At 67.6% G+C, this 20,814-nt stretch carries 20 protein-coding genes and 1 pseudogene; 7 read left to right on the plus strand and 14 right to left on the minus strand.

Annotation, left to right across the window (positions count from 1 at the left end; all coding sequences use genetic code 11):
- The first annotated feature begins 3 nt into the window (after window positions 1-3).
- Window positions 4-540 (plus strand): GNAT family N-acetyltransferase, encoded by a 537-nt coding sequence (locus KW836_RS09190; RefSeq protein WP_175124427.1) that lies wholly within the window; start codon window positions 4-6, stop codon window positions 538-540.
- Between the two features lie 21 nt (window positions 541-561).
- Here KW836_RS09190 and KW836_RS09195 read toward each other — a convergent pair whose 3' ends face one another.
- Window positions 562-894: a hypothetical protein gene (locus tag KW836_RS09195; RefSeq protein ID WP_056558301.1), complete on the minus strand. Its 333-nt coding sequence runs from the start codon at window positions 892-894 to the stop codon at window positions 562-564.
- A gap of 261 nt (window positions 895-1,155) precedes the next feature.
- Here KW836_RS09195 and KW836_RS09200 point away from each other — a divergent pair, with 261 nt between their 5' ends.
- The gene (locus KW836_RS09200; RefSeq protein ID WP_218343048.1) at window positions 1,156-1,971 is read left to right on the plus strand and encodes an SDR family NAD(P)-dependent oxidoreductase; all 816 of its coding nucleotides are present in this window, start codon (window positions 1,156-1,158) and stop codon (window positions 1,969-1,971) included.
- Window positions 1,972-2,032: 61 nt separating this feature from the next.
- Here KW836_RS09200 and KW836_RS09205 read toward each other — a convergent pair whose 3' ends face one another.
- Both KW836_RS09205 and KW836_RS09210 read right to left on the minus strand, forming a co-directional pair.
- Complete coding sequence (locus KW836_RS09205; protein WP_218343049.1) at window positions 2,033-2,788, minus strand: sulfite exporter TauE/SafE family protein; 756 nt, start codon at window positions 2,786-2,788, stop codon at window positions 2,033-2,035.
- On the minus strand, window positions 2,785-3,201 hold the full coding sequence (locus tag KW836_RS09210; protein WP_218343050.1) for a sel1 repeat family protein: 417 nt from the start codon (window positions 3,199-3,201) through the stop codon (window positions 2,785-2,787). Before KW836_RS09210 ends, KW836_RS09205 begins: the two co-directional genes overlap by 4 nt.
- Before the next feature lie 121 nt (window positions 3,202-3,322).
- Between KW836_RS09210 and KW836_RS09215 the strand changes: the two are divergent.
- Window positions 3,323-4,204: pseudogene (locus tag KW836_RS09215) on the plus strand (LysR family transcriptional regulator); the annotation flags it as partial.
- A gap of 91 nt (window positions 4,205-4,295) precedes the next feature.
- On the opposite strand, the gene KW836_RS09220 reads toward KW836_RS09215, so the two are convergent.
- Window positions 4,296-5,696 (minus strand): MATE family efflux transporter, encoded by a 1,401-nt coding sequence (locus KW836_RS09220; RefSeq protein WP_218343052.1) that lies wholly within the window; start codon window positions 5,694-5,696, stop codon window positions 4,296-4,298.
- Between the two features lie 132 nt (window positions 5,697-5,828).
- Here KW836_RS09220 and KW836_RS09225 point away from each other — a divergent pair, with 132 nt between their 5' ends.
- On the plus strand, window positions 5,829-6,305 hold the full coding sequence (locus KW836_RS09225) for a MarR family winged helix-turn-helix transcriptional regulator (protein WP_218343307.1): 477 nt from the start codon (window positions 5,829-5,831) through the stop codon (window positions 6,303-6,305).
- On the opposite strand, the gene KW836_RS09230 is transcribed toward KW836_RS09225, so the two are convergent.
- The 6 genes from KW836_RS09230 to KW836_RS09255 all read right to left on the minus strand — a co-directional run bounded on the left by KW836_RS09230 (window position 6,302) and on the right by KW836_RS09255 (window position 13,203).
- Window positions 6,302-7,213: a DMT family transporter gene (locus KW836_RS09230; protein WP_218343053.1), complete on the minus strand. Its 912-nt coding sequence runs from the start codon at window positions 7,211-7,213 to the stop codon at window positions 6,302-6,304. The genes KW836_RS09225 and KW836_RS09230 overlap by 4 nt on opposite strands.
- Window positions 7,214-7,294: 81 nt before the next feature.
- Entirely contained in the window at window positions 7,295-8,146 is an 852-nt protein-coding gene (locus KW836_RS09235; protein ID WP_218343054.1) for an AraC family transcriptional regulator, read from the minus strand.
- 66 nt (window positions 8,147-8,212) lie between these two features.
- Window positions 8,213-8,704, minus strand: coding sequence for a hypothetical protein (locus tag KW836_RS09240; RefSeq protein WP_370632993.1), 492 nt, complete (start codon window positions 8,702-8,704; stop codon window positions 8,213-8,215).
- Entirely contained in the window at window positions 8,701-9,249 is a 549-nt protein-coding gene (locus KW836_RS09245) for a hypothetical protein (RefSeq protein ID WP_218343055.1), read from the minus strand. Before KW836_RS09245 ends, KW836_RS09240 begins: the two co-directional genes overlap by 4 nt.
- Before the next feature lie 144 nt (window positions 9,250-9,393).
- Window positions 9,394-12,132 (minus strand): cation-transporting P-type ATPase, encoded by a 2,739-nt coding sequence (locus KW836_RS09250; RefSeq protein ID WP_218343056.1) that lies wholly within the window; start codon window positions 12,130-12,132, stop codon window positions 9,394-9,396.
- A gap of 105 nt (window positions 12,133-12,237) precedes the next feature.
- On the minus strand, window positions 12,238-13,203 hold the full coding sequence (locus tag KW836_RS09255) for a LysR substrate-binding domain-containing protein (protein WP_175124438.1): 966 nt from the start codon (window positions 13,201-13,203) through the stop codon (window positions 12,238-12,240).
- A gap of 106 nt (window positions 13,204-13,309) precedes the next feature.
- On the opposite strand from KW836_RS09255, the gene KW836_RS09260 reads away from it, so the two are divergent.
- Complete coding sequence (locus KW836_RS09260; RefSeq protein ID WP_191576120.1) at window positions 13,310-15,607, plus strand: NADP-dependent malic enzyme; 2,298 nt, start codon at window positions 13,310-13,312, stop codon at window positions 15,605-15,607.
- Between the two features lie 99 nt (window positions 15,608-15,706).
- On the opposite strand, the gene KW836_RS09265 is transcribed toward KW836_RS09260, so the two are convergent.
- Both KW836_RS09265 and KW836_RS09270 read right to left on the minus strand, forming a co-directional pair.
- Complete coding sequence (locus KW836_RS09265; protein WP_175137704.1) at window positions 15,707-16,087, minus strand: hypothetical protein; 381 nt, start codon at window positions 16,085-16,087, stop codon at window positions 15,707-15,709.
- Window positions 16,088-16,249: 162 nt separating this feature from the next.
- Window positions 16,250-16,615 carry a DUF4148 domain-containing protein gene (locus tag KW836_RS09270; protein WP_218343057.1) on the minus strand — a complete coding sequence of 122 codons (366 nt, stop codon included), beginning with the start codon at window positions 16,613-16,615 and terminating at the stop codon, window positions 16,250-16,252.
- Window positions 16,616-16,835: 220 nt separating this feature from the next.
- Here KW836_RS09270 and KW836_RS09275 point away from each other — a divergent pair, with 220 nt between their 5' ends.
- Window positions 16,836-17,654 carry a class I SAM-dependent methyltransferase gene (locus KW836_RS09275; RefSeq protein WP_175124441.1) on the plus strand — a complete coding sequence of 273 codons (819 nt, stop codon included), beginning with the start codon at window positions 16,836-16,838 and terminating at the stop codon, window positions 17,652-17,654.
- 3 nt (window positions 17,655-17,657) lie between these two features.
- Here KW836_RS09275 and KW836_RS09280 read toward each other — a convergent pair whose 3' ends face one another.
- Window positions 17,658-17,873, minus strand: coding sequence for a SlyX family protein (locus tag KW836_RS09280; protein ID WP_056558252.1), 216 nt, complete (start codon window positions 17,871-17,873; stop codon window positions 17,658-17,660).
- Between the two features lie 98 nt (window positions 17,874-17,971).
- Here KW836_RS09280 and KW836_RS09285 point away from each other — a divergent pair, with 98 nt between their 5' ends.
- The gene (locus KW836_RS09285) at window positions 17,972-20,038 is read left to right on the plus strand and encodes a TonB-dependent receptor (RefSeq protein WP_218343309.1); all 2,067 of its coding nucleotides are present in this window, start codon (window positions 17,972-17,974) and stop codon (window positions 20,036-20,038) included.
- A gap of 40 nt (window positions 20,039-20,078) precedes the next feature.
- Here the strand turns inward: KW836_RS09285 and KW836_RS09290 are convergent, their stop codons facing one another.
- Window positions 20,079-20,711: a nitrogen fixation protein NifQ gene (locus tag KW836_RS09290; protein WP_370632995.1), complete on the minus strand. Its 633-nt coding sequence runs from the start codon at window positions 20,709-20,711 to the stop codon at window positions 20,079-20,081.
- Window positions 20,712-20,814: the final 103 nt, after the last annotated feature.

The following is a 20,814-nucleotide window of genomic DNA, read 5'->3' on the forward strand; positions in this document are numbered from 1 at the left end:
GCCATGACCCCTGCAAACCTTGAATTGACGCTGCTGACGGCCGATGCCGCCGCGGCCGCCATCCCCGAGCTGGCCACCTTGCTGCACGCGTGCGTGCAGGGCGGGGCCAGCGTCAGCTTCGTGCTGCCGTACACGCATGACGACGCGCAGGGGTTCTGGCGCGGCAAGGTGCTGCCTGGCGTCGAAAGCGGGGCGGTGAAGTTGTGGGTGGCGCGCGTGGACGGGCGGGTTGCCGGATCCGTGCAACTGGACGTCGACACGCCGCCGAACCAGCCGCACCGCGCCGAGGTGCGCAAGCTGCTGGTGCATCCGGATTTTCGCCGCCAGGGCATCGCGCGCCGGCTGATGCACGAGGTCGAGGACATGGCGCGCCGCCTGCATCGCAGCCTGCTCACGCTGGACACGCGCACGGGCGATTCGGCCGAGCCGCTGTACGCGTCGCTGGGCTATCAGACGGTGGGGGTGATTCCGGGATTTGCACGAGATCCGCTCGACCCGGCGAAGGTGGACGGAACGACGATCATGTACAAGCCGCTATGACCGGCGTTCCGCGCGGGGCGATCAGGCCAGCGGCTTGATGCCCACGCTGTAGGGCGGCGCGTTGCCGCGCGCGGCGGCCTTGATCTTCAGCATGGACCCGCCGGGCGTGTACTCGAAGTCCTGATAGGGGACTTCAAACCATTGGTGAAAGCTGGTGCGCGAGAACTCGGGCACCCACACCTTTGCCCGTTTGGCGTCGCAGTGGAATTCCACCAGCGTGCGGTCGATGCCCAGTGGGCGGGTATTGCCGATGCGGTAGCTGACGCGCAGTTCGGCGCGTGCGACGCGGCCGGGCTGCCAGGTCAGGCCGATGGATTCCATGAAGTGTTCGATCGCTTCAATGCCGCGATGCATAGCTGACTCCGAAAGCAGCGGGGAAAGAAAGCCCCGCAATGACCCGCCGCGCGTGGCGGCGGCAAACAGACGGATTATCCGCCATATCGCATTGCCGTAGAAATAGGCAGGTTTCACGCAAGATCCTGCCTGTACGCCCGCGCACGCGATTCTTACTATCCTGTCCAGGGCCGCGCCGGCCGTGGCTCTGCGGAGCGCGGGGGCAATCGGCCGGGCAGCCAGGCATCTTGCCGGCGGCCGCAAGCAAGGGAAGGGAATCGCATGAATACCGAAAAAATCTGGTTGGTGACGGACGCGTCGGCCGGGCTGGGCGTCACGCTGGTCAAGATGCTGCTGGACCAGGGGCACAAGGTCGCGGCTACGTCGGACGACGGCGATGCGTTGCTGGAAGCGGTGGGCGCCAAGCTGGAAGGCCGGTTCCTGCCCCTGACCGTCAACCTGGCCGACGAGCGCGCGGTGCGCCGCGCGGTGGACGCCACGACGGCGGCCTTTGGCGGCATCGACGTCGTGGTGAATGGCGCCGGCCAGGGCGTGCAAGGCTCGCTCGAGCGGTTGTCGGACGCGCAGTTGCGCGGCACGTTCGATATCCACGTGTTCGGGGTGCTGAACGTCATCCGCGCCGTGATGCCGCGTCTGCGCGCGCAGCGCGGCGGGCATGTGTTCAATATCTCGTCGATTCTGGGTTTCGATGGCCGCGCGCCGGAATGGGGCGCCTACAGCGCCGCCAAGTTTGCCGTCAGCGGGCTGACCGAATCCCTGGCCGCCGAAGCCGCGCCGCTGGGCATCCGGGTGTCGCTTGTCTACCCGGGCGCGATGCGCGCGGGTGATGCGCAAGCATCCCCGGAGCTGGCCGCGCGCGGCGAGCAAGGGTGGGACCAGGGCGGCGATCCGGTCAAGGCGGCGCAGGCGCTGATCCAGGCCGCCGAGGCGCAGTACGCGCCCCTGCATCTGTTCCTGGGCCGCGATTCCTTCGATCAGGCGCGCAGCAAGATCCAGTCGGTGCAACAGGAGCTGGCACGGTGGCGCGAGATGTCCGTGTCGATCGGCGCTGTCGACGGAAGACGGCTGGCCGCTTGAGGCCTACAGCGCGCCAGCCGCATCGGGTGAGCAGCCCGCAGACCGTTGAGGCGCGCAGCCGCTAGCCGCCCAGCAGCCCGCGCCCGGCCTGGTAGGCGCCCAGCAGCGCCAGGCTGACCATGAAACACAGCTTGAACGTGCGCGCGGAAAGCCGACCGCGCAGCCGTTGCCCGAGCGCCATGCCGGCCAGTGCCGGCAGCAGCATCAGGAGCGACGCGCTGGCGGCGCCGGCCGTGTAGCCGCCGTTCAGCCACAGCCCCGCGGCCAGCGCCACGGTCGACACCGTGAAGGAAATCCCCATGGCCTGGATGAGCGCGTCCTTGTCCAATTTCAGGGCTTGCAGATAGGGCACGGCCGGGATGACGAAGACGCCGGTGGCGGCGGTGATCACCCCGGTCACCGCGCCGGCCGCGATGCCCATCCATTGTTCATGCCGGGGCTGCACCGTGGGCGGCGAGCCAAACAGTCCCCAGGCGGCATAAGCCACCAGCGCCAGCCCCAGGAAGATGCCGGCCCAGTCGCCCGAGGGCGGACCCAGCCACAGCGCGCCCGCCACCGTGCCCGCGCAGACGCCGGCCTGCATGCCGGCGATCCGGCGCAGGACCCCGCGCAGTGTGACCCACGGCAACGCCTGCCACAGGTTGGTGATGAGCGACGGTACGATGAGCAGCGCGGCCGCCTGCGCCGGCGCCATCACCAGCGCCAGCAATGCCATCGAAATGGTGGGCAGGCCCAGCCCAACCACGCCCTTGACCACGCCGGCCAGGACGAAGACCGTCACGACAGCCGCGAGCAATACGGGATCGAAAAGATTCATGCGGGCTCGCAGTGCGCGGTCAGCGCGTCCTTGGGGCGGCCGAACAGGGCGAAGGCCACATCCTGCGACGATCCTTCGTTCTGGCGGGCGGCGCGCAGCAGCCATGCGCGCCCCTCGCACAGGTCGGCGGGCAGCGACGGGCCGTACAACGCGGGACCGCCGATCAGCACCATGCCCAGCATCCGTTGCGCGGGCGGGTGGTCCGCGCGCGCGGCGGCGCGCAGCCACGTCAGCATTGCGCCATGGTCGCCCTGCGTCTGCGCTTCCAATGCCAGTGCGTACTGCTGGGCGGGGGTGAGGGGGCCGCCAAGTCCGGCCTGCACTTCGGCTACGCCTGAGGCGTGCAGCGCCAATGCGACCAAGGCCAGCCCCGGCCAGCGCGCGGTCCGGGTGCGCAACATTGCAATGTTCATGATTTCCGCCTCTCTGGATGGGTATGGACGCATTCTCACGCTCGCGCCCGACCGCGCCTATCGGGATCTGGCTTACCCAGACTATGGCTGCGCCTGAGGCTGGCGTGCTACGCTTTTTTTCATGCGCTTTGACCTGACCGACCTACGCCTTTTCCTGAACGTGCACGAAACCGGCTCCATCACGGCGGGCGCGGGGCGGTCGCACATGACGCTGGCGTCTGCCAGCGAGCGCATCCGCGGCATGGAAGACGCGCTGGGCGTACCGCTGCTGGTGCGCGAGCCGCGCGGCGTGCAGGCAACGCCCGCGGGGCGCACGCTGGTCCATCATGCACGGCTGGTGCTGGGCCAGATCGACCGCATGCGCGGCGAGCTGGATCATTACGGCGCCGGGCTGAAAGGCCATGTGCGGTTGCTGTGCAACACCACGGCGCTCAGCGAATACCTGCCGCCCGTGCTGGGCGCGTTTCTCAAGGACCATCCGCATATTTCCGTCGACCTCGAAGAGCGCCTGAGCCACGAGATCGCCGACGCGCTGCGGACCGGCGCATGCGACATCGGGGTGCTGGCGGACTCGGCCGATCTGCACGGCCTGCGCACGCGCATCTTCCGCCATGACCCGCTGACGCTGATCGTGCCGCGCGGCCATCCGCTCGCGGCGCTGCAACAGGTGCTGCTGGAGGACGTGGCCGGGTATGAATTCGTCGGACTGGTGCAGGGCAGCGCGCTGCAGGAGCACATCGCGCATCACGCGCGCCGCAGCGGCAAGGCGCTGTCCTATCGCGTGCGGTTGCGCAGTTTCGATGCCGTCTGCCGGATGGTGGGACAGGGGGTCGGCGTGGCGATCGTGCCGCGCGCGGCGGCGGTGCGCTATGGCCGCGCGGCGGGGGTATGCCGCGTGGCGCTGGCGGATCCGTGGGCGGCCCGCGATCTGGTGCTGTGCGTGCGTGATGATCTTCCCGCGTACGCGGCGGATCTGGTGGCCTATGCGTTGCGCGACGCACCGGCTGGCGATGCGGCAGAAGCGCGGTCTGGCGCGCCTGGCCAGAATGCAATTGGCGTTCCCGCCACCACTCCCGCCACCGCGCCCGCCCGCGCTACCGCGCGAACTGCCGGCGCCCTGGCAGGTGGCCGCGGTCGAACCACGAACCCGACGCGACGGCGGCCAGGATGATCAGGCCGTAAATGCACATCGCCACGGCCGCGATCACGAAGAACACCGTCAGCGAACCGGTCATGTGCAGCGCGACGCCGCCTGCGCCGATGCCGACCAAAAGCCGCAGGAACCCCGCCAACAACGGCCACTTCAGCCTTCCGGCGCCTTGCGACGCGAAGTACAGCGAAAAGCCCAGCGCAAAGAACCCATACACCGGACCCACAATGCGCAGATAATCGGCGCCGGCCTCCAGCATGTGATCCTGCGCGCCGAACAGGCGCAGCCACGCGTCGGGGAAAAACGCCGCGGTCAGCCCGATCGCCTCCGCCAGCACGAACGCCATCGCCCCGCCCGTCAAGGCGATGCGCATGGCGCGCTCCGGTTGGCCCGCGCCGATGTTCGAGCCGACCATCGCCACCATGGGCGCGCCCAGCCCGAAGGCGATGGGCATCAACAGATATTCCAGCCGCACCGCCACGCCATAGCCCGCCACCGCTGCCTCGCCCGCGTAGGCGCCCACCAGTGCCGCGGTCAGTGCCACCAGCGCGTTGGTCATGAGCGGGTTGATGGTGGCCAGCGCGCCCACGCTGAGGATGTTGCGCATCAGCGTCGCATGCAGCCGGCTGGAGACCAGCCGCGCCGCGTTGCGTCCGCTGGCGCAATAGGCGCCCAGGATCAGCGTGCCCACGGCGTAGTAGATCACCAGCGCCCAGCCGCCGCCCGCCACGCCCAGCGCGGGGAAGGGGCCCCATCCGAAGATCAGGCATGGCGACAGGGGAATCAGCAGCAGCGCGCCGCCGCAGATGATCGCGCCCGGCACCAGCATGTTGCCGGTGCCGCGGATGGCGCTGGCAAAGGCGTTCATCAGCCACATCAGGACGATGCCGCCGAAGATCACATTGGAATACGCCAGCGCGGCGTCGAGCGCTTCGCCTTCGGCGCCCAGCGCGCGGTACAGCGCCGGACCGAAGGCCAGCAACAACACGCAGAAGGCCAGACCCAGCAAGGCGTTCAGCACGACCGCATGCAGCACGAGCTGATCGGCCTCCTGTTGCCGTCCGCCGCCCAGCGCGCGCGCGACCGCGGCGGAAATCCCGCCGCCCATCGCGCCCTGCGACATGTTCTGCATCAGCATCAGCACCGGCACGACGAGCGCCACGCCGGCCAGCACCGGCGTGCCCAGCCGCGCCAGGAACCAGGTCTCGATCAGGCCGGTGGACGACTGCGCCAGCATCATGAGGATGTTGGGCCACGCCAGCCGCGCCAGCGTGGGCGCGATGGGGCCATGCAGCATGGCTTGCAAGCGCGCATTGGCGGGGCGTGGCGGAGCGGTCGCTGGCATGGGGAAGGCCGGTGGACGTGATCGGCAAAATTTACGTGCATATGCCAATAACTGTCAATAACGGGCTGGACGTGAACCCGCGCGGGCGGTAGCGTTATGTCCTTGCCCGCCGATTTTCCCTCCTTGGCCGCCATGTCCGACGCCCCGCTCCTCGGCTCTGCCGTTCCTCCGGATCCGCTTGTCTGTAACGGCGCTGCGCTGCGCAAGGCGACGCGTCGCGTGTCCCAGCTCTATGACACCGTGCTCGCGCCCTGCGGGCTGAAAGTGTCGCAACATTCGATCCTGGTGCACATTGCCCGCGCGGGTTCGCCGTCGATGACCGACCTGGCCCGCGCGATGGTGCTGGACCGGTCCGCGCTGGCGCACAACCTCAAGCCCTTGCAGCGCGATGGGTACGTGCAGATGATGCGCGACCCGCTGGATGGCCGCAGCCGCCGGGTGGAGTTGACCGAGACCGGCCGCGCCAAGCTGGCGGAATCCCGCCGCTTGTGGAAGGACGCGCAGAACCGTTTCGAAGCCGCGTACGGCGCCGAGCGCGCCGCGGCATTGCGCCACGCGCTGGCCGCCATCTTTTCCGACGACTTCGCGCAGGCCTTCAGCCGCGGCTAAATGCCGTCCCCCGTTCCATTGCTGCGCGGGCCGCCGCGCCGGGTCATTGCCAGGACGCCACCCAGCACGCAACTTATGCCGGCGATCTGCGCGCCGGTCACCGGCTCGTCCAGCAGGCTGGCCGACAGCATCACTGCGGAAACGGGCGCCAGTGCGGTAAAAAGCGCCGCCTCTGAGCCAGGCACGCGCGCCGCGCCCGCGTACCAGAGCAGAAAGCCGCCCACCGTGGGCACCAGCGCGTAGTACGCGACGGCAGCGACCGCGCCAGGCGTGTAGTCCAATGCCCATGGCGCTTCGGTCAGGCTGGCCACCGCGGAAAACGCCAGGCCGAATGCCGTCATCAACGTCGATAGCGCCAGCGGCGCAACCGGAGTGCGCAGGCGCTTGTTCAACAGGATGAACAGCCCCTCGCAGGCCACCGCGCCCAGGATCAGCGCGTTGCCGGCGAGCGACCCGTCCATGCCCCGTGAGGGGGTTCGGCTGGTCATCAGCCACACGCCGAACGCCGCCATGCCGATGGCAGCCAGGGCCCGCCGGCCCGGGCGCTCGCCCAGCAGCAGCATGGCGATCGCGGCCGTGACGAGCGGCAGCGTCCCCAGAATGATGCCGCCGTCCACTGCCGAGGTCCGCTGCAACCCGGCGATCAACAAGGTCGAATACCCGACGCTGCCCGCCACCGCCTGCACCGTCAGCAGCAGCCAGTCCCGCCGGTGCAGCCGGGGCAGGCGCGCGCCGGTCGCCGCCATCAGCAGGGCGAAGCAGGGCAACGCGATGGCAAAGCGCAGGGCGGTCGCGGTGAAGGGCGGCAACCCCGCGCCAATGACCTTGCTGGCGGTCACGGTGCTGCCGACCAGCACCATGGCCAGTGCCAGATAGAGATACCCGTGCCGCAGCCTGTTGATGGCCATCGCCTGAATTCCCGTTGGAAAAGGCGCAGCGTAGGGCGCAGGCGGGAGGCAGGTCTTGAACGAAATTGCAGGGAAGGCGGATCAGGCGCCCGCGGCTAACGCATAGCGGCGCGGCGACACGCCATAGGCGCGCACGAAAAGCCGCGTCATGTGGCTCTGGTCGGCAAAACCGCCCAGCGCGGCCGCATCGGCCAGCGCCATGCCCTGCCGGATGAGCCGCCGAGCCAGCAGCAGGCGACGCTGCATCTGGTAGGCGTGCGGCGTCAGCCCCGTGGCGCGCGTGAAGGCGCGCAGCACCTGGTAGCGGCTCAGGTCGCTGGCGGTGGCCAGATCGGCGAGCGACAGCGCCGCGGCCGGGTCGTCGTCGATGCGCGCGATCGCATGGCGCAGGGAGGACGGTATCGCGTCGCGCGCAGGGGCGGTGGCCAGCGTGCCGCGCGGACCGCCAGCCTGCGCCAGCACGCGCAACAGCAGGCTGTCGCACGCCAACGGCGATCCGCCTGCGGTGATGTGTGCATAAAGCGCAAGGACGTCACGGGCCAGCGCTGGCTGGTGCCGCGCCGGGTGCTCGAATTCGTAGAGGGAGGCGCCCGGCAGACTGCCCGCATCGTGACGCCGAGGCACGCCCGCGCCGGCCAGGTCTTCGGCGCAGACGGCCACGACACCGGGATCCAGGTAGATCATCTGCCAGGCCCGCACACCGTCGCCGATGGGCGCGCCATCGTGGACCTCGCCCGGATTGACCGTGATGACGTAACCCGGCCCGGCCTCCACCTGGCCCCGGCCGCTGTGCGACACCTGGGCGCCTTGGCGCATCACGCCGATGCCGAATTGTTCATGCGTGTGGCGCGCGAACGCGTGGCCGCTGCAGGCGGAGACGGCCTGCACGCCGGCGATGGCGCTGCGCTGCATGAGGAATTGGCCTGCGGGCATGAATGACGTGGCGGCGATGGCGGTCGGGCCAGTATCGCCCGCAGATCTCGCGCCGATCAAGCGCCGCTATTGCAGGCCGGTCCAGCGCGCCACGGAGGGTTCGGCCGAGGCCCATTTCCATTGCCCGTCCCGGCGCTGGCAGATCGTGCTGGTGTAGGCAGGCGCGGCGCCTTCGACCTCGACCGTAAACAGCACCTCGCGGCAGTGCGCCAGCGGCGTATCGATGTCGCGCACTGCCTGGATGCTGCCGCGCTCGTTGCCCACCGCCAGGGTGCGTTTGATCTGCCACTGCTGGACTTCACCGATGGGCAGCCCGCCCACCGTATTGGCCATGACGTTCTGCTGGTCGTTCTTCCATTCGCGCAACACGTACTTCACCGTGGCGTCCACCGCGGCCTGCACCGTCACACCAATGGCAAAGCCGGCAACGGGATTGGCCGTGGCCGCGCCGCTCAGCGTGCCGACCACCGCGCCCGTGGCGGGACCGATGGAGGAACTCTGGCAGCCCGCGAGCGCCAGGCTGGCGGCCAGCGCCAGCATGCCGATCGCCCGCGTCACTGCAGCGAACCCCAGCGGGCGGTCGCCGGTTCGGCGCTGGCCCAGCGCCAGTTTTCGCCGTCGCGGCAGACGGTCGTGACGTAGAACTCGCGTTCCGGATCAGCGCCGGGTTTGCCGGCAGGCGTGTCCACCGAGAACACCACTTCCTTGCATTGCAGATCGCCACCGCCGATCAGCCGGCTGACGGTGACCTGGCCGCGCGCGTCGTCCTCGATCGGCAACTTATGCTGGACGTTCCAGCTGGCGACCTTGCCCACCGCGAGCGCGCCGGCCGCCTTGGCGATGGCGTCCTGCTCTTCGCCGCGTGTCTGGCGCTGCGCATAGGCCAGCGCCGCCTTCGCGCCGGCCTGCACGCCCAGGCCGATGCCCGTGGCCACCGTGGCGTTGTCGGTCACCTTGTTGGCGATGGCGGTTCCGGCGATACCGGCCGCGGCGCCCGTGCCTTCCCCGAGCATCGAACTGCAGCCTGAAAGCGCGGTCAGCGCGGCGAGTCCCAGCAGGCAAAGCGCGCGGCCGCTCGCAAAGGTTGGCGAGATGGTGAACAAGCTGCGGGCCCTCCTGTGAATCTTGGCGGGCGCAAGTATAGGAGGGCGCGCAGCCGCGCGGCCGCGGCCTTTACATTTGTTGGCATTTTTGTGCGCGAGGCGCGGCGGGCAACCGGGGCGCGCCATCACGCCGCGGTCGTCACGTCATGCTGCGGGACGATGCGCCAGCTCGAGCCGGGCGCGCCGCGCGCGCCATGTCCGCAGCACCAGCTTCTCGATCTCCACCACGCAAAAGAGCACCGCGGCGGCCACCAGCGTCAGGGTCCAGTATTCGGGCGGCAGCGGGACGGTGCCGAACACGCGGTTCATCGCGGGCAGATAGATCAACGCGCATTGCAGCAGGCCCAGCAGGATCGTGACCAGCCACAGCGCCTTGTTGCGGAACATGCTGGGCGTGATCGGCCACCGGTCCTGCAGGCGGCAGTTGAACAGATAGGTCCATTGCGCCGTCACCAGCGTCTGCAGGATGACGGTGCGGATGAAGTCCGGATCGCGCCCGGCGGCAATCAGGCTCTTTTCGATGATGAAGGCGGACGTGGTGAAGAGCAGCCCCACGAACGCGATGCGCCAGAGGGCGAAGCCGTCCAGGATCGATTTCGCGGGATCGCGCGGCCGGCGCTGCATCATGCCCGGTTCGGCCGGTTCAAACGCCAGGCCGAAGGCCAGCGTGATGGAGGTCGCCATGTTCATCCACAGGATCTGCAGCGGCGTCAGCGGCGCCTGTGCGCCGGCCAGCAGCGCCACGATGACCAGCAGTCCCTGCGCCAGGTTGGTCGGCAGGATGAACAGGATCGTCTTCTTCAGGTTGTCGTAGACGCGGCGCCCTTCGCGCACGGCATAGGCGATGGAGGCGAAGTTGTCGTCCGCCAGCACCATGTCGGCGGCCTCTTTGGTGACCTCGGTGCCCTTGATGCCCATGGCCACGCCCACGTCCGCCTGCTTGAGCGCGGGCGCGTCGTTGACGCCATCGCCCGTCATGCCGACCACTTCGCCCATGCTTTGCAGCGCGCGCACCAGGCGCAGCTTGTGCTCGGGGCTGGTGCGCGCAAAGATGTCGTGGTCGCGCGCCAGCGCGGCAAGTTCTTCGTCGCCAATCTGCTGCAACTGGGCGCCGGTCACCGCCTCGCGCACATGCGTCATGCCCAGCATGGCGCCGATCGCCAGCGCGGTTTCGGGGTGATCGCCCGTGATCATCTTCACGCGGATCCCTGCCTGGTTGCACTGCGCGATGGCTTCGATGGCTTCGGGACGGGGCGGGTCCATGATGCCGGCCACGCCCAGCAACACCAGCCCGTCCTGAAAGTCCGGATGGTCCAGCGCCGTGGCGTCCGCCGTGCCGGGCTTGTATGCCGCTGCCAATGTCCGCAGGCCCTGGTGCGCAAAGGCCTCCAGGCCGCGCTCCCAGTAGTCCAGCCGCAGCGGCTGCGGCCCGGCTTCCCCCTGTTCCTGCGCGCACAGCTTGAACAGCACGTCGGGCGCGCCGGTGACGTAGATGATGTTCTGACCATGGTCGTCGCAGCGGCGCGCCATGTACTTGTAGCTGGAATCGAACGGCACCTTGCCGTGCTTGGCCACACCCTCCAGGCTCTGGCCGGCCTTGGTTGCCAGCACCATCATCGCGCCTTCCGTGGGACCGCCCACGATGCGCCACTGCCCATCGGCATCTTCGTGCAGCTGGCTGTCGTTGCAGATGGCGGCCGCACGCACGAAGCGCGTCAGCGCGTCCTCGCGCTGCCAGTCCACGGGCGTGCCGTCGGATTCACGGGTGATCTCGCCGACCGGCCGGTAGTTGTCGCCCGACACGCGATACACGCCCTGCGCCAGCAGCACATTCTTGGCGGTCATCTCGTTCATGGTCAGGGTGCCCGTCTTATCAGAGCAGATGACCGTCATCGCGCCCAGCGTTTCGACGGTGGGCAGCTTGCGGATGATGGCGCGGTTGCGCGCCATGCGCTGCACGCCCAGCGACAGGATGATGGAGATGATGGCAGGCAGGCCTTCCGGCACGGAGGCGACCGCGATGCTGATCAGCGACATCAGCAGGTCCGACAGCGGCATGTCGAGCACGTAGCGGCCCAGCACGAACAGCGCCACCACCATCACCAGCACCACCTGGAAGATGCGCTTGCCCAACAGCTCCATCTGCCGCAGCAGCGGCGTCTGCAGCGTCTGCACGTCCGTCATCATGCGGTTGATGTGGCCGATCTCGGTGTCGCTGCCGGTGGCCACGACGATGCCGCGCGCATTGCCCGCGCTGACGTGGGTGCCCGAGAACCCCAGGTTCAGGCGGTCGCCAAGCGGCGCGTCACCCGGCAGGGGCGCATCGTGCTTTTCGACGACGGTGGATTCGCCGGTCAGCATCGATTCCTCGACGCGGAAGTTGTGCGTGTCAAAGAGCCGCACGTCCGCCGGGATCTTGTCGCCGGGTCGCAGGATCACGATGTCGCCCGGCACCAGGTCGCGGGCGTCGATCTCTTCCTTCTGCCCGTCGCGCACCACGCGGGCATGGTTCGACAGCATGTTGCGGATGCCGTCCAGCGAACGTTCGGCGCGGCTTTCCTGCACGTAGCCTATGACGGCGTTGATGACCGCCACGGCCAGGATGACGCCGGTATCGAGCCAATGGCCCATCAGCGATGTCACCACCGCCGCACCCAGCAGGATGTAGATCAGCACGTCATTGAAGTGGCCCAGAAATCGCAGCCAGGCGCTGCGGCGGGCAGGCGGGGGCAGTGCGTTCAGGCCGTGGGTCTCTTGCCTGCGCCGGATCTGGTCTTGCGAAAGGCCGGCGGCGCTGGTCACCTGGATGCCCAACGTCTCGTCGACGGAGAGTTGGTGCCAGGGGCGAGGAGCTTGCGGAACCTGCGTGTTCGCCTGCGTCATGACGTACGGCCTCCCGGAGGGACCGGCCACGTGACCGGGCCGGAAGTCGGGGGCCGCACAGGTCAGTCCGGCGTCCATGATACGACGGGCTGCCGGCCCGGGGCGTCACATCGGCCGCGCGCCCTTCAGATAGACCTCGCGCAACGCCGCCGCAAACAGCGCCTCGACGTTGCGCCGCAATCCGTCGGACCGCGTGAACAGCGAGATCGGCGGAAGCGTCCAGTCAAACGAATACGGCACGATGGCCGCGCCTGCGATGCGGACCAGTTCGTCGGCGATGTCGGCCGGCAGGATCGTGACGGCGCGGTCGCTGGCCACGATCATCTCGCCGATCAGCTTGGACGAGTCGCTTTGCACGGACGGCGGCGGGGGCGCCAGGCCGGCGCGCAAGAAGATGTCGGCCACCTGCTCGCGGATCGGGCTGCCCGGCGTGCCCAGGATCCAGTCCAGATCGGCCAGCCGGTTCCATTCCAGGCGCGACCGACCCAGCCGGGCGGCCAGCCGGCGGCTGGCGATCAGGCGCGGCTGCTGGTGGTACAGCACCTCGAAACCGATGTTGCTCAGGTCCACCGAGGGCGTGGCCCAGCCGACGACCACGTCCAGCGTGTGGTCGCGCAATTGGCGCAGCAGCGCCGGCCCCTGACCCTCGTGGATGGTGGCGGTGAGCTGACGGCCCTGCGGCAGCGTGCGGCCGATGGCCGCCGACAGCATCTGGCCCGACACGAACGGAATGACCCCGATGTGCAGGTGGGCGGCGTGCCCGGCCGCCACGGTTTCCATTTCCTGCACCAGATGGCCCAGGTCATGGACCAGCCCGCGGGCACGCGCCAGCACCACGGCGCCCATGGGCGTGGGGGTCATGCCCCGCACCGAGCGGTCGAAGAGGGGCACGCCGAACATGCTTTCCAGTTCGGCCAGGGCGTTGGTCACGGCGGGCTGGCTGGTCGCCATGTGTTCGGCCACCCGGGTCAGTGACCCGTGCTGCTCGATCTGGAGCAGCAGCATCAGGTGGCGCATCTTCAGGCGCGAGGTCAATTTCCGGAAAACGGCATCCGGATCAAAGGCTGTCATAGACAAGGCATTAGGAAAGCGTGATGGGACGATATTAAATCCGAATGAACACCTTATGTCTTCCACCCTAGAATTTTGCACATTCAAGACAGCGAGGCCACAGCCCATGAACAACCCCTCCGACCGCCAGGCAGCCCTGGACTATCACGAGTTCCCCACCCCGGGAAAGATCTCCGTCGTGGCGTCCAAGCCGCTCGTCAACCAGCGCGACCTGGCGTTGGCGTACTCGCCCGGCGTGGCGGCGGCTTGCGAGGAAATCGTGGCCGACCCGTCCAACGTGTACCGCTACACCGCCCGCGGCAACCTGGTGGGCGTGATCTCCAACGGCACCGCGGTGCTGGGCCTGGGCAACATCGGCGCGCTGGCCTCCAAGCCGGTCATGGAAGGCAAGGCGGTGCTGTTCAAGAAGTTTGCCGGCCTGGATGTCTTTGACATCGAAATCAACGAAACCGACCCCGACAAGCTGGTCGAGATCATCGCCGGCCTGGAAGCCACCTTCGGCGGCATCAACCTGGAAGACATCAAGGCCCCGGAGTGCTTCACCGTCGAGCGCAAGCTGCGCGAACGCATGAAGATCCCGGTCTTTCACGATGACCAGCACGGCACCGCCATTACCGTGTCGGCCGCCTTCATCAACGGCCTGAAGGTCGTGGGCAAGGACATCAAGCAGGTCAAGGTGGTCACGTCGGGCGCGGGCGCTGCGGCGCTGGCGTGCCTGGACCTGATGGTGGACCTGGGCCTGCCGCTGGAAAACATTTGGGTCACCGACATCGAGGGCGTGGTCTACGAAGGCCGCACCACGCTGATGGATCCGGACAAGGCGCGCTTTGCGCAGAAGACCGATGCCCGCAAGCTGGCCGAGGTGATCCAGGACGCCGACGTGTTCCTGGGCCTGTCGGCCGGCGGCGTGCTGAAGCCCGAAATGGTCGCCGCCATGGGTTCGCGTCCGCTGATCCTGGCGCTGGCCAACCCCACGCCGGAAATCCTGCCCGAAGTGGCCCACGGCGTGCGAGACGACGTGGTCATGGCCACGGGCCGTTCGGATTACCCGAACCAGGTCAACAACGTACTCTGCTTCCCGTACATCTTCCGCGGCGCGCTGGACGTGGGCGCCACGACCATCACGCGCGAGATGGAAATGGCCGCGGTGCATGCCATCGCCGACCTGGCCGAAGAAGAACAGAACGAAGTCGTGGCCGCCGCCTACGGCACCTACGACATCTCGTTCGGTCCCGAATACCTGATCCCCAAGCCCTTCGATCCGCGCCTCATCGTGCGCATCGCGCCGGCCGTGGCCAAGGCCGCGATGGAAGGCGGCGTCGCCACGCGTCCGCTGGCCGACCTGGAAGCCTACGAAGAACAGCTGCAGCAGTTCGTGTACCACTCGGGCGCGTTCATGAAGCCGCTGTTCTCGGCGGCCAAGCGCATCGTGCGCTCGGGCGGCAAGGCGCGCATTGTCTTCACCGAGGGCGAAGACGAACGCGTGCTGCGCGCGGTCCAGGTCATCGTCGACGAAGGCCTGGCCCGTCCGATCCTGGTGGGCCGTCCCGCCGTGCTGCTGTCGCGCATCGAAAAATTCGGCCTGCGTCTGCGCCTGGGCGAGGACGTCGAAGTCACCAACCCCGAATACGACGAGCGCTTCCACCAATACTGGACGACGTATTGGGAGCTGATGAGCCGCCGCGGCATCACCAAGGAAATGGCGCGCGTGGAAATGCGCCGCCGCCTGACGCTGATCGGCGCAATGATGGTGCATCTGGGCGATGCCGATGGCATGGTCTGCGGCACGGTCGGCGCGTACCACGACCACCTGCGATTCGTGGACGAGGTCATCGGCCGCCGTCCGGGCCACAACGTCTACGCCGCCATGAACATCCTGCTGCTCGACGAGCGCACGGTGGTGCTGGTGGACACGCACGTGAACGACGAGCCCACCGCCGAGCAGATCGCTGAATTCACCATCATGGCCGCGCAGGAAATGGCGCGCATGAATCTGGCGCCCAAGGTCGCGCTGCTGTCGCGCAGCAACTTCGGTTCGGGCAGCTCGGCCTCGGGCGAGAAGATGCGCCGCGCGCTGGAACTGGTGCGCGAAGCCGCGCCGGAACTGGAAATCGACGGCGAAATGCACGGCGATTGCGCGCTGGACGAGGGCCTGCGCATGCGCATCCTGCCGTCGTCCACGCTCAAGGGCGAAGCCAACCTGCTGGTGTGCCCGAATGTGGACTCCGGCAACATCGCCTACAACCTGCTCAAGACGGCAGCGGGCGGCAACGTCGCGGTGGGTCCGTTCCTGCTGGGCGCCAATGCCCCCGTGCACATCCTGACCAACAGCTCCACCGTGCGCCGCATCATCAACATGACGGCCATGACGGTGCTCGACGCCAACCGCGTCGAAGGCGCCTGATCGCCATTGAGCCCGCCGCGTGATTCGCGCGGCCAAGACAATGCGCGCCGCTCCTCATGGAGCCGGCGCGCATTTTTTTCCGCGGGTGAGCGGCCAGGCCTAGTTTGCGCTGGCCTTCCAGGTGCCGTCCGGTTGCTTGCAGAACCAGAACTGCCAGGTTTCGGTCGTGGTGGTCCGCGAGAAATTGCCGACAAGGAAGCGGCAGACGCGGTCATTGCCGGCTTTGGTGGTCTGCTTGGGCGTCAACTGCACCGTGATCGGCGCCGCCTTCTTGCGCTGGTGCGTGCTGGTCCATTCGGTGCTCTGGCCGTCGGCCGAGCTGTTCAGCGCCTGTGCCACGGCCTCGTGAAACGAGGCACGGTCGGCCGGCAATATCTGCGTGATGAGGGCGTCGTTGAGCATGACGGCAGGGGCGGCGACCGCCGCCGACGCCATGACGCTGGACAGAAGCACTGCGGCAAGAACGCGGGGATATTTCAAGATGGGCTCCCTGATGTGAACAGCCAGTAAGGCGGTAAGCGAGTCTGCACCGTGAATCTGAGCCGATAGTACGCCAAAAAAAGGCCGCCCAACGGGGCGGCCAAGCTACAACAAGGGGAGGGTAAATCGTTGCGCGGCGGGAGAGCCGTTTCAGTTGCCGTTTCAGTTGCCGCGATACACGCCGGCAAACGGCATGTCATTCGGTTCCACGTTCGACACTTGGCCGGCGGCCTTGGCGGCGGCCAGTTCGGCCTGCACCTCGGCGCGGGTCTTGCCGGTGTGCGGCGTGCCATACACGCCTTGGAACGGCGTGTTGTTCGGTTCGGCGTTGGTGTTGATGCCGGCAGCCTTGGCGGCGGCCTTGGCGGCAGCCAGTTCGGCCTTCACCTGAGCGCGGGTGGGGCCTTCGTACGGGGTGCCGTAGACGCCCTGGAAGGGCACGTTGTTGGGTTCGATGTTGGGCGAGGCGTAGGCGCCGGCGCTCAGTGCAGCCAGCGAGAACATCAAAGCGGTAGCAAGGGTCTTCATGGTAAACCTCCGATTTCTAGAGCCTGGGAGCGAATCCGGCGGCCTTTCCGTCGTGGTTCGTTGCTGTTTCCCGATGGGTTGAATCTTGCGCCGATCTAGAATGCGGATAAACCCGGATATCGGTAAAAGATAATTCTATCAGTGGAAAGATTTCGCCTCTAAGTAGGCTAAGTCGCCATTGTTGGAATACCGAGGCGGGGCGGATCGACTGGACTTGTGCATGGAAAAAATCGACCTCACCCGGGAAAAGGCCACGCTTCTCATCACGCTGTACGCCAAGGCGCGAGAAAGCCGGCTGCCCAATTCCGTGCTGCAGGACCATCACGCCGCCGATGCCGTTAGCCGCATCGACTACGATTTTTCCCGCCTGCGCATGCGCCGCGACGAAATGATCGGTCTGGCGATGCGCGCGCACACGCTGGATGGCTGGGCCCGCGAATTCATCGCCGCGCACGGCGATGCCACCGTGCTGCATCTGGGCTGCGGGCTGGATACGCGCGTGCAGCGGGTGAATCCGCCACCGGGCATAAGTTGGTACGAGGTCGACTATCCCGAGGTCATCGAACTGCGGCGCAAGCTGTATCCGCCGCGGCCGGGCTGCACGCTGGTGGGCACGCCCGTCACGGACCTGGACTGGCTGGCGCAGATCCCGGCCGGCAAGCCAACGCTGGTCGTGGCCGAAGGACTTTTTCTTTATCTGCCCGAGGACGCGCTGTTGACCTTGCTGCGCGCGGTGACGGCGCGGTTTCCGTCCGGCGAGGTCGTCTTTGACGCCTACAACCGCCTGGGCTTGAGCTGGGTGGCGCACAACCGCATGATCCAATCGACAGGCGCGGTCACGCGTTGGAGTCTGAGGCGCCCGCAGGATCTGGAGGCGCAGGTGCCCGCCTTGCGGCTGCGCACCGTGCGCGGCGGGTACGAAACCGACGACCCCGCGCAGCGGGCACGATATTCGCTGCCGGCGCAGGCGGCGTTATGGCTGATGCGCCGGGTCGAGCCCTTGGGTAGTATGACCAGGCTGCTGCGCTATCACTATTAGCGATCAGTAGTGCGGCGGCAGTTCGTCGCGCAGGCTGCGGAAGGGGGCTGCCCCCTCGGGCGCCTGCTGGCGCAGGTCGGCGACCTCGCGCATGAGCCGGTCGATCTGCTGTTGTTGGCGGACGATGATCTGGTTCAACTGCTCCAGAAGATCATCCGAGAAGCTGGCTTTGACCTCCAGGTCCATCAGCCGGCGTTCGATGTCTTGCGTATTTTCCATGGCGGGTATTAGAACCCATTCCCGCCCGATCACAGGAGAGAAGTTTGGTACAGCGGCAATGGCGGGACAGCGGCACGTGGTGGTGGACGGCAAGCACGATACTGGCGCTTGCACCGGCTGCGACCGCGCTGGCGCAAGCCCAGACGCTGGCCCCGGTGGTGGTGACCGGCACTCGGCTCGGCACCGCGGTGCTGGACACGCCGGCCTCCGTCGATATCGTGCAGGGCAGCACCATGCGTTGGCAGCAGCCCGGCATCAATCTGTCTGAAGGCCTGGCCGGCGTGCCCGGCCTGCAGATCCAGAACCGCCAGAACTACGCGCAGGACCTGCAGATTTCCAGCCGTGGCTTCGGGGCGCGATCCACGTTCGGTGTGCGCGGCGTGCGGCTGTACGTGGACGGCATTCCCGCAACCATGCCCGACGGCCAGGGGCAGACCTCCAATATCGACATCGGCTCCATCGACCGCGTCGAGGTGCTGCGCGGGCCGTTCTCGGCGCTGTACGGCAATTCCTCCGGCGGTGTCATCCAGGTGTTCACGCAGGACGGCGCCAATCCGCCCGAGATCACCGCCAGCGGCTGGGGCGGCAGCTACGGCACATGGCGCTACGGAGCGCAGGCCAGCGGCGTCACGGGCACGGGCGCGGGTCAGCTGGATTACGTGCTGGACCTGTCGCGTTTCACCACCGATGGCTATCGCGACCACAGCGCCGCGCGCAAGAATCTGGGCAACGCCAAGCTGGGCCTGCAACTGAACGACGACAGCCGCCTGACGCTCGTCGTCAATAGCGTCGACCTGAAGGCGCAGGACCCGCTGGGCCTGACCTACCAGCAGTTTCAGGACGACCCGCGCAGCGCGCCGCTCGCTGAGGAGTTCAACACGCGCAAGACGGTAAAGCAGACGCAGGGCGGGCTGGTCTTCGACCACCAGATCGACGGCCGCAACGCGCTGCGCGTGATGGTGTATTACGGCCAGCGCGATACCACGCAATATCAGTCGATCCCGCCCGCCGTGCAGACTCCGCCCACGCAAGCCGGCGGCGTCATTGATCTGAAGCGCCAATACGGCGGCGCGGACGTGCGCTGGACCTCGGAACTGACGCTGGCGGGCCGCGCGCTGACCCTGATCGGCGGCTTCTCGTACGACACCATGCAGGAAGACCGCAAGGGCTACGAGAACTTCATCGGTTCGGGCGCAAGCCGGCAGTTGGGCGTGAAAGGCGCGTTGCGCCGCGACGAGACCAATCGCGTCTACAACGCCGATCCCTACGCGCAGGCCTCCTGGAATTTCGCCGACCGCTGGACGCTGGACGCAGGCTTGCGCTACAGCACGGTCCGCTTCGACTCCGACGACCACTACATCACCGCCGGCAATACCGACGACAGCGGCGGCGCGCGCTACCGCAAGGCGTTGCCCGTGGCCGCGCTGCGCTACGCCGTCAACGACGACGTCGGCGTCTACACCTCGTACGGCCGGGGTTTTGAGACGCCCACCCTAAACGAGATCTCGTACCGGCCCGGCGGCGACCCGGGGCTGAACTTCGGCTTGATGCCGTCGGTCAGCACCAACGTCGAAGCCGGGGTCAAGGCGCGCATGGCCGGCGGCCTGCTGACGGCCGCGGTGTTCAGCACCCGCACCGACGACGAGATCGTGTCTGCGGGCAGCCTGGGCGGGCGCACCAGCTACCAGAATGCCGGCCGCACGCGCCGCGATGGCCTGGAACTGAGCTGGTCCGGGGAATTTGCGCGCCATTGGCGCACGCAGCTCGCGTACACGCTGCTCAACGCACGCTACGCCGACGACGGCAGCGGCGATATCCGCGCGGGCAACAAGATCCCCGGCATCGCGCGCCAGGCGGCCTATGCCTCGCTGGCCTGGGCGCCGCCCGAAGGCTGGCAGGCCGGAGTGGAAGGGCGCTACCTGAGCAAGATCTACGTCAACGACGCCAACAATGGCGACGCGCCCGCCTATTTTGTAGCGGCCGCCAGCGTCGGCTACATCAAGCGCGCGGGCCCGTGGGAGCTGAACGCCTACGCCCGCGTCGACAACCTGTTCGACCGCGACTACGCAGGCTCGGTCATCGTCAACGAAGGCAACGGGCGCTATTACGAACCGGCGCCCGGACGGAATGCGGGCGTGGGCGTGGGGGCGACTTACCGGTTCTGACGCGCGAGGTGCGGCGGGTTGTCGTGACCCCGCCCGCGCCTTACGCCGCGGCGGGATAGCAGAACGCGCTGTCCTCGCAATCGCTGCATCCCGGCGCGGCCGCGGCGGGCAGGTCGGCGTGTTCGCACGCTGAATGCGCCAGGAATTTCTTCCAGCGCAGATTGTTCACGTTACGGCTCACCAGGCCCGGATAGTGACGCGCCAGCAGCACGGTGACGTCTTCGCGTCCCGACAAACCCAGATCGCGCCACAGGTGGTCGGGCCGCAGGCAGGCGTGCGCCAGGACGCTGCTGACCCATGGGGTGGTGTCGGGGCCGGGCGCGCGGTAGGCGTCGAGCAGGACGCGCATCAACAGCGTGAAACCGGGCTGAGGATCGCTCACGCCCATCCCGACGTAGGCGGCATATTGCTCGCGCAGCGGAGACAGGGATGTGTCGAAGCCGGTCAGCGCGCCCGGGAACAGGTAGTCCAGCAGGTCGTGCAGTTCGGCCGGCGACAGACCGCTGCGCGCGAGGTCCTGGTGGGCAATGCTGGTGCCGATGACGGCGGCGAAAAAGCCGGCGTCGGGATGAACGGGCGGTGCATATCGCAGCAAGGCATGCGCAAACCGCTGGGCCCGATCGGTGATGCTGGTGTCGGGAAGAGAGGGCGGCACGGGCACGGCGTCCATCATGATTCTTAAGGCGGTAACGGTTTTATTAAGCTGTTAACTAAACAGTGTAGGGGCGAATATATAACGAAAAATCGGCGCGCTTCTGCCATATGCGGGTGAATCC

The sequence above is a fragment of the Achromobacter sp. ACM05 genome (genome assembly GCF_019218915.1).
GTDB lineage: Bacteria > Pseudomonadota > Gammaproteobacteria > Burkholderiales > Burkholderiaceae_B > Achromobacter > Achromobacter animicus.

Coding starts and splice junctions, on each gene's coding strand:
- KW836_RS09210 (WP_218343050.1), bottom strand. CDS start 3,201: ATGAACATTGCAATGTTGCGCACCCGGACCGCGCGCTGGCCGGGGCTG.
- KW836_RS09260 (WP_191576120.1), top strand. CDS start 13,310: ATGAACAACCCCTCCGACCGCCAGGCAGCCCTGGACTATCACGAGTTC.
- KW836_RS09220 (WP_218343052.1), bottom strand. CDS start 5,696: ATGCCAGCGACCGCTCCGCCACGCCCCGCCAATGCGCGCTTGCAAGCC.
- KW836_RS09195 (WP_056558301.1), bottom strand. CDS start 894: ATGCATCGCGGCATTGAAGCGATCGAACACTTCATGGAATCCATCGGC.
- KW836_RS09225 (WP_218343307.1), top strand. CDS start 5,829: ATGTCCGACGCCCCGCTCCTCGGCTCTGCCGTTCCTCCGGATCCGCTT.
- KW836_RS09235 (WP_218343054.1), bottom strand. CDS start 8,146: ATGCCCGCAGGCCAATTCCTCATGCAGCGCAGCGCCATCGCCGGCGTG.
- KW836_RS09275 (WP_175124441.1), top strand. CDS start 16,836: ATGGAAAAAATCGACCTCACCCGGGAAAAGGCCACGCTTCTCATCACG.
- KW836_RS09205 (WP_218343049.1), bottom strand. CDS start 2,788: ATGAATCTTTTCGATCCCGTATTGCTCGCGGCTGTCGTGACGGTCTTC.
- KW836_RS09255 (WP_175124438.1), bottom strand. CDS start 13,203: ATGACAGCCTTTGATCCGGATGCCGTTTTCCGGAAATTGACCTCGCGC.
- KW836_RS09270 (WP_218343057.1), bottom strand. CDS start 16,615: ATGAAGACCCTTGCTACCGCTTTGATGTTCTCGCTGGCTGCACTGAGC.
- KW836_RS09290 (WP_370632995.1), bottom strand. CDS start 20,711: ATGATGGACGCCGTGCCCGTGCCGCCCTCTCTTCCCGACACCAGCATC.
- KW836_RS09200 (WP_218343048.1), top strand. CDS start 1,156: ATGAATACCGAAAAAATCTGGTTGGTGACGGACGCGTCGGCCGGGCTG.
- KW836_RS09230 (WP_218343053.1), bottom strand. CDS start 7,213: ATGGCCATCAACAGGCTGCGGCACGGGTATCTCTATCTGGCACTGGCC.
- KW836_RS09280 (WP_056558252.1), bottom strand. CDS start 17,873: ATGGAAAATACGCAAGACATCGAACGCCGGCTGATGGACCTGGAGGTC.
- KW836_RS09250 (WP_218343056.1), bottom strand. CDS start 12,132: ATGACGCAGGCGAACACGCAGGTTCCGCAAGCTCCTCGCCCCTGGCAC.
- KW836_RS09190 (WP_175124427.1), top strand. CDS start 4: ATGACCCCTGCAAACCTTGAATTGACGCTGCTGACGGCCGATGCCGCC.